9 protein-coding genes are annotated in these 6000 nt (G+C 26.9%); 2 read left to right on the top strand and 7 right to left on the bottom strand.

The genetic code is table 11. The features are described 5' to 3' along the window. Window positions 1–346: 346 nt before the first annotated feature. The 7 genes from LLF98_RS04370 to LLF98_RS04340 form a co-directional block, all read right to left on the bottom strand. Window positions 347–970 (bottom strand): DUF6304 family protein, encoded by a 624-nt coding sequence (locus tag LLF98_RS04370; RefSeq protein WP_291701223.1) that lies wholly within the window; start codon window positions 968–970, stop codon window positions 347–349. Between the two features lie 147 nt (window positions 971–1117). Beyond that, a complete protein-coding gene (locus tag LLF98_RS04365) occupies window positions 1118–1306 on the bottom strand; it encodes a hypothetical protein (RefSeq protein WP_291701221.1) in 189 nt (62 codons plus the stop codon). 747 nt (window positions 1307–2053) lie between these two features. Next, window positions 2054–2257 carry a heavy metal-associated domain-containing protein gene (locus LLF98_RS04360; protein ID WP_291701219.1) on the bottom strand — a complete coding sequence of 68 codons (204 nt, stop codon included), beginning with the start codon at window positions 2255–2257 and terminating at the stop codon, window positions 2054–2056. Between the two features lie 165 nt (window positions 2258–2422). Further along, on the bottom strand, window positions 2423–2989 hold the full coding sequence (locus tag LLF98_RS04355) for a nitroreductase family protein (RefSeq protein WP_291701218.1): 567 nt from the start codon (window positions 2987–2989) through the stop codon (window positions 2423–2425). Window positions 2990–3005: 16 nt separating this feature from the next. Beyond that, on the bottom strand, window positions 3006–3686 hold the full coding sequence (locus tag LLF98_RS04350) for a GTP pyrophosphokinase family protein (protein ID WP_291701216.1): 681 nt from the start codon (window positions 3684–3686) through the stop codon (window positions 3006–3008). Between the two features lie 227 nt (window positions 3687–3913). After that, the gene (locus LLF98_RS04345) at window positions 3914–4090 is read right to left on the bottom strand and encodes a hypothetical protein (protein ID WP_291701214.1); all 177 of its coding nucleotides are present in this window, start codon (window positions 4088–4090) and stop codon (window positions 3914–3916) included. Between the two features lie 80 nt (window positions 4091–4170). Then, window positions 4171–4824, bottom strand: a complete 654-nt coding sequence (locus LLF98_RS04340; protein ID WP_291701212.1) for an HAD family hydrolase — start codon at window positions 4822–4824, stop codon at window positions 4171–4173. A gap of 233 nt (window positions 4825–5057) precedes the next feature. Between LLF98_RS04340 and LLF98_RS04335 the strand changes: the two genes are divergently transcribed. Together LLF98_RS04335 and LLF98_RS04330 are read left to right on the top strand one after the other, a co-directional pair. Then, entirely contained in the window at window positions 5058–5603 is a 546-nt protein-coding gene (locus tag LLF98_RS04335; protein ID WP_291701210.1) for an NADH peroxidase, read from the top strand. A 73-nt stretch (window positions 5604–5676) separates the two neighbouring features. Beyond that, window positions 5677–6000 carry a DUF1540 domain-containing protein gene (locus tag LLF98_RS04330; RefSeq protein ID WP_291701209.1) on the top strand — a complete coding sequence of 108 codons (324 nt, stop codon included), beginning with the start codon at window positions 5677–5679 and terminating at the stop codon, window positions 5998–6000.

Raw genomic sequence — 6000 nt, 5'->3', positions numbered from 1 at the left:
CATGATATTAAGTATTGGATTGTTATACATATATTATTCAATATTTATACATAAATTCAAAATATAACATTACATGAAATGCTGTGAAAATACAAGAAAATCGTACTTATTGTGTGTCTATTTTGGTTAGAGCACTCCATTCAGCTATGAAAGGATAAAACTCTGATTTTTCCTTTGATGTCATTTCAAAATTATCTATATATAGCATTTATAAAGAGATAGCATACATAATATATACTATCTCTCTTGGTTAATTAAAACAATTTAGAAAATCATGTTCATTTTATTATATACAAATAATAAAACTATTATTCATAAGTACAGTTCTCAATCTAAATATCTAAGATTAACTTAAACAGTACTCATCACAAATATAAGTGATTGGAACTCTTTGACGTTTGTTAATTTCTTTTTTGTGTTCAATATTAAATAAATTCAAATTATAATCTTTATTTTGATTTGTTTCCGACATACCTTCAAGATCTTTTAAATAATGAAAAGTATTTTCCTTACTAGTTTCAAAATAAGATGACCCAAACATATGTGAAAAACAGTATTCCATATTATATTCCTTAGGCAATTCTTTCTTCATATTAATGAGTAATTCCTGTAAATCATAGCCTTGAACCTTATAAATTACACCTTCTAGATAAATAGAAAGTGAATTACTATAATAATTTTTATGCCTTTCAACACGCAATAAAAATTCTTTTATGCATTCATTATTATCACAAACTACTGTCAAAGGGATTTTGATATCCATAACATATTCTATTAACTCATCATCCTTAATATAAAAAAGATGATTGATTTTTTTAGAATTCTTAGTATAAAAATCAAAATTCAAACTGTCATTTTTAAAGGTGCACCCCCTCACTTTAAGCTCAAATTCTCCCTTAAAAAAATATACCGTTGCCTGCTCACATCCTAAATTATCAGTATATAAAGCAGAATATTTAAATTTGACCATATAATATTTTATATCCCCCCTTAATATTAAACGTTTTCTCTTATACCCAATAAGTTTTAAATTTTTTAGATTTAGAAATTAAAGCTACCTGTTTATAATACCATATTTTCCCACGAAAATCAAATGTCAATAACAATTTTTTATTAACTATAAAACAAAAGTTGTATCCTGAGGCTCATAAAAAGATAATTCATATTTTTTAGTGAGTTTTTGTATTAAAACATTTACATACTCTGCTCTACTAAATACACACGACATAATAATATGTCCTTCAGATTTATCAAAAGCGGTACTCCATGGACATAAATCTAAATTATCAATCTCATATTCACTCACACCATCAATTTCTGGATGTTTTGCTGTTAACCTTCATAAAAATCCTGTATTCTTTTGTGTTGGTCCTATTAATAAAATATTACCTTCACATAGCATATTATATAATTTTTCTGCATATATTTCCAACAATAAAGCATAACATTAATGTAAATATAATCATAATTCCATATTTTCTATATTTTTTGTTTATCACAAGTATAACTCCGATTAACGTCCATATTGTTACTCTATTCCCAGGACTAGTTATTAAAAGCATTACTTTATCCATACATAATAGAATTTCACATATTCATTTGTATGAATTGCAAAATATTGTTATCTATATTTTGAATTACATCAATAAATTATATCCTCCTCTTTTTCACAATGTAGACAACCAATTTCAAATTTCAGCTTATTTATGTGAAATATTTAATTTTCAATTAAATAACACTTATTTTAATGTATAAATACATCTTTCACTTTGTTTATCTATGTATTCCTCAAATAAATATTATTACTATTTAATAAAAATCATTCATGCATTATAGTCAATTGTAAAAATTAGATGTATAATAATATACTTTAAAGAAAGAAGGTAGTATTTAATATATGAATTTAAAAATTAGGTTACGTTCTTTTTATAATTAATAAAAATTAACCATACTAACGAGTCATTCTTTCTATATTTAGAATATTCTAGTTATTTTAATTATGCAAAAAATAAAGAGGAGTGTATTTTATTCATATACATTCCTCTTTATTTTTTTATTGGACACTATGTCCTGTATTTTCTATACAACTTTTGATTTCTTCTTGAGTAGCAGGTTTATTGTACATTACTTCAACGCTTCCACGCCCAAGATCTACACAAACATTACTTACACCATCAATTTTTTCAAGTGCATTTTTAACTTGTGTCTTCATATTTTCATTAACTAATCCATCAACAATATAGTGTTCTCTTTCCATATATACTCTCTCCTTTTATAAAAATTCACAAGTATAGTATGTTCAAAATCACCTTATTATATGAAATATTAATTATTATCATTAATATTATTAATTGTATATTTGCATATTAAATAGGAAAGACTATATTAATATTTATAGCGAATTAACTATTTTTACAAGTAATTATAGAATTAATTCATCTAAAGTTCTTTTGGGTACATGATGGACTTCATTTTCATCTCTCCAATATTTTATATCTCCAGATTCATTGATAGTTTCAATAACTACTTCTTCCTTGGGATATCCTAATGCTAATACTAAAGCAATTTCATATTTTTCATCTACATTAAGTGCTTCTGCTAATTTCTTCTTATTTATATTTGCAATTATGCATCCTCCTAGCCCGTTTTCAACTGCCCCTAGCAAAATGCTTTGCACTGCTATACCTTCATCTTGTGGCATACTTATCCCAAGAGTAGTATCTTTAACTAATATCATATAAGCACTTGGTTTTTCTCCTTCTTTAGGACCATCCCAATCTTTATAGTATCCGGCCCAAAATATATGTTTATTTATTTCATCATTTTGCTCTTTTGTATTTGCTAAAACATATCTCAACGCTTGTACATTACGACCTGAAGGTGATAACCTCGCTAAATCTACTAATTCTTTTAAAGTGCTCATTTCAATAAGCTTGTCTTGATAAAATCTTCTATACGATCTATTTTTTAATATAAGTTCTTTAATCATTTTTGCACCTCATCTTCTATCTTAATTTTTCAACTTCTCTTTGTATATCTTGCATTCTCATATCCGTTGATGCTATAACATCTGCGCATTCCTTTAAATCATTTGTAATATGTATCGGACTTTCTCCTGATGTTTTATAATATAATTTATGTTCAAGACTTGCCCAAAAATCCATGGCTATTGTTCTTATTTGCACTTCTACTCTAACTGGTTCTGCATGATCGGAAAAAAATATAAGAACTTCTACAACTAAGTGAAGACTTCTATATCCATTAAACTTTGGATTCTTTATATAATCCTTTTCCTCAATTAATTTAATATGATCTTGTCTTTTAAGCATTTCAGCAATATCATATATATCACCAACAAAAGAACAAATTACTCGTATACCTGCAATGTCATTTAAATTTTTTTTAGCAGCATCAATACTCATTTCAAGTCCTTTACGTCGAAGCTTATCCATGATGCTTCCTGGAGTTTTAACCCTAGACTTCATATATTCTATTGGATTTCTTTTTCTTCTTATTTTAAGCTCATCATCTAAAATATCTAATTTTGTTTTAACTTCTTTTATAGCAGAACGATAAATTAGCAATGTCTCATTCATTTCTTCTATTCTTTCTTCAACTACGTCTGGTGATATATTCATATCTCCTCCACTAAAAGATATCTTTTCGCTTTCTTTCGACTGACTCATAAGCTTCTTGTCCCCCTTAATTCAAAAAAGACTAATATTAATAATTTATTTTTTTCTAGCACTAACATCATTTTAATTGAATATCAATAAAACTTCAAGGGACGATTGTCTCATTAAATTATTAACTATTGAGTTGCTTTGTATTTCATCATATATTTGATTAGTTGGAATTTCATTATATTCTTCGATATAATCTTCCCTCACGTAATATATGATATCTTCATATTTTATCTTATACCAACCATTGTTTTTTCTAATATATCAAATATCATTCCTTTGCATAAATAATAGCTAATATAGCTATCTAAATTCTGTTCATCCCTAAAAGCAGTTTCATTATCACCCAGTAAAACCCAAACTGCATCTTCAAGCATGCTATGAAGCTTAGTATCATTAATATTCAAAAGAGTAGCTTTTTGTATTTCTGCTAATTCTTTATTATCATCTAATTTTCCATAATTAAACTCAATTATATATCCATAATTTAAAGAAGAATATCTAATAATTCATTAGTATTATTTGCTATGTATTCTGCTCTAGCCTGTGTTAGTTCTATTACATCTCCATATCCATAAAGAACACCTATTGATTTAATATTATTTTCTTTTGCTCCAATGATGTCATGCTCTCTATCTCCCACCATAATTACCTTTGATAAATCAAAAATTTTAGCGCCTTCTAAGGCATACTTTATAACATCACCTTTTTTAACTCGTGTCTCTTCAAAATCAGCTCCAACTACAAAATCAAAATACTTATCTATTTTAAAGTATTTAAGAATTTGTTTAGCATACACCTCTGGTTTTGATGTAGCAAGTATGATTGTCTTATGATTTTTCTTAAGGGTGTCCAAAAGTTCTATTATTCCATCATATAAACTATTTTCATAAATGCCTTTATCTGCATAATATTCTCTATATTTTACTAGTGCAAGATTTGCTTTTTCTTCATCAAACTTATAATATTCTTTGAATGATTCTTTTAAAGGTGGTCCAATAAACTTATTTAACTCTTCTAGATTATTGACTAAAATATCAAAATATTTTAAAGCATACTGAACAGATTTAGTTATTCCCTCCCCAGAATCAGTAATCGTTCCATCTAAGTCAAATAATATGTATTTAAAATTATTATCCAAGTAAAATTCCTCCATTCATTTTGGTATTTAATTGGAATTATATCATAATTAATTGAAATTATATAGTTAACCAAAATCCAAAAATTTATTTAGCCATTAATGTAAATATCTATAGCTAAAGATTTTAAATAATTACTAATAATTTTACTTTTATAAGGCAATACTATTTCTTAGGTTATATACTACCTATAAATATTCAAAAAATGTATTAATAATTTATGGAGGGATTTGAAATGAAGAGATTTATTTGTACTGTGTGTGGTTATATTCACGAAGGTAATTCTCCACCTGAAGTTTGTCCTATTTGTAAGGTTGGCGCTGACAAATTTAAAGAGATAAAGGATGATTTAAATTTCGCTGATGAACATAGTATTGGAATTGTTGGGGGACTTAATGATGAGATATTAGAAGGATTAAGAGCTAATTTCATGGGTGAATGTACTGAAGTTGGAATGTATTTAGCAATGTCTCGTCAAGCTGATCGTGAAGGTTATCCTGAAGTAGCTGAAGCTTACAAAAGAATTGCCTTTGAAGAAGCAGAACATGCTTCAAAATTTGCTGAAATCTTAGGTGAAGTTGTAGTTCCTAATACTAAGTCTAATTTAAGCGCCAGAGTCGAAGCTGAATATGGTGCATGTGAAGGTAAAAAGAAACTTGCAACATTAGCTAAACAAAATAATTTGGATGCTATTCATGATACAGTTCATGAAATGTGTAAAGATGAAGCTAGGCATGGTAAAGCATTTAAAGGATTATTAGATAGATACTTTAATCAATAATTTAAATAATATAATATCTAAATAAAAATGCTAAATTCTATTAAATAATTTCTAAATTAAAGGAGTGTTTTTTGTGCAAGAAATTAATTGTAATGTAAATAATTGTTCACATAACAAAAGTGGTGTTTGTTATTCAAACAGAGTCGATATTGGAGGTGTATCTGCAAACAGTGAATCTGGAACTTGCTGTGGTTCATTTTTAAATAAAGCTTTATATAGTGCTTTAACAAATAATGCAAATTCTACTACTCAATGTGATTCTCTTATTTGTAAAGCTGAAAACTGTGCTCATAACTATAATAAGCTTTGTAATCTACATTCTATAAATGTATCCGGCTCAAAAGCTCAAATATATGCTGAAACGAAATGTGCTAGCTTTAATTCTAAATTATATTAA

It is taken from the genome of Clostridium sp. (assembly GCF_021372645.1).
Lineage (GTDB): Bacteria > Bacillota > Clostridia > Clostridiales > Clostridiaceae > Clostridium.
Note: the sequence above shows the minus strand (reverse complement) of the source record. Positions and strands in the feature narration are given on the sequence as shown.

Coding starts and splice junctions, on each gene's coding strand:
- LLF98_RS04350 (WP_291701216.1), bottom strand. CDS start 3,686: ATGAGTCAGTCGAAAGAAAGCGAAAAGATATCTTTTAGTGGAGGAGAT.
- LLF98_RS04335 (WP_291701210.1), top strand. CDS start 5,058: ATGAAGAGATTTATTTGTACTGTGTGTGGTTATATTCACGAAGGTAAT.
- LLF98_RS04370 (WP_291701223.1), bottom strand. CDS start 970: ATGGTCAAATTTAAATATTCTGCTTTATATACTGATAATTTAGGATGT.
- LLF98_RS04360 (WP_291701219.1), bottom strand. CDS start 2,257: ATGGAAAGAGAACACTATATTGTTGATGGATTAGTTAATGAAAATATG.
- LLF98_RS04355 (WP_291701218.1), bottom strand. CDS start 2,989: ATGATTAAAGAACTTATATTAAAAAATAGATCGTATAGAAGATTTTAT.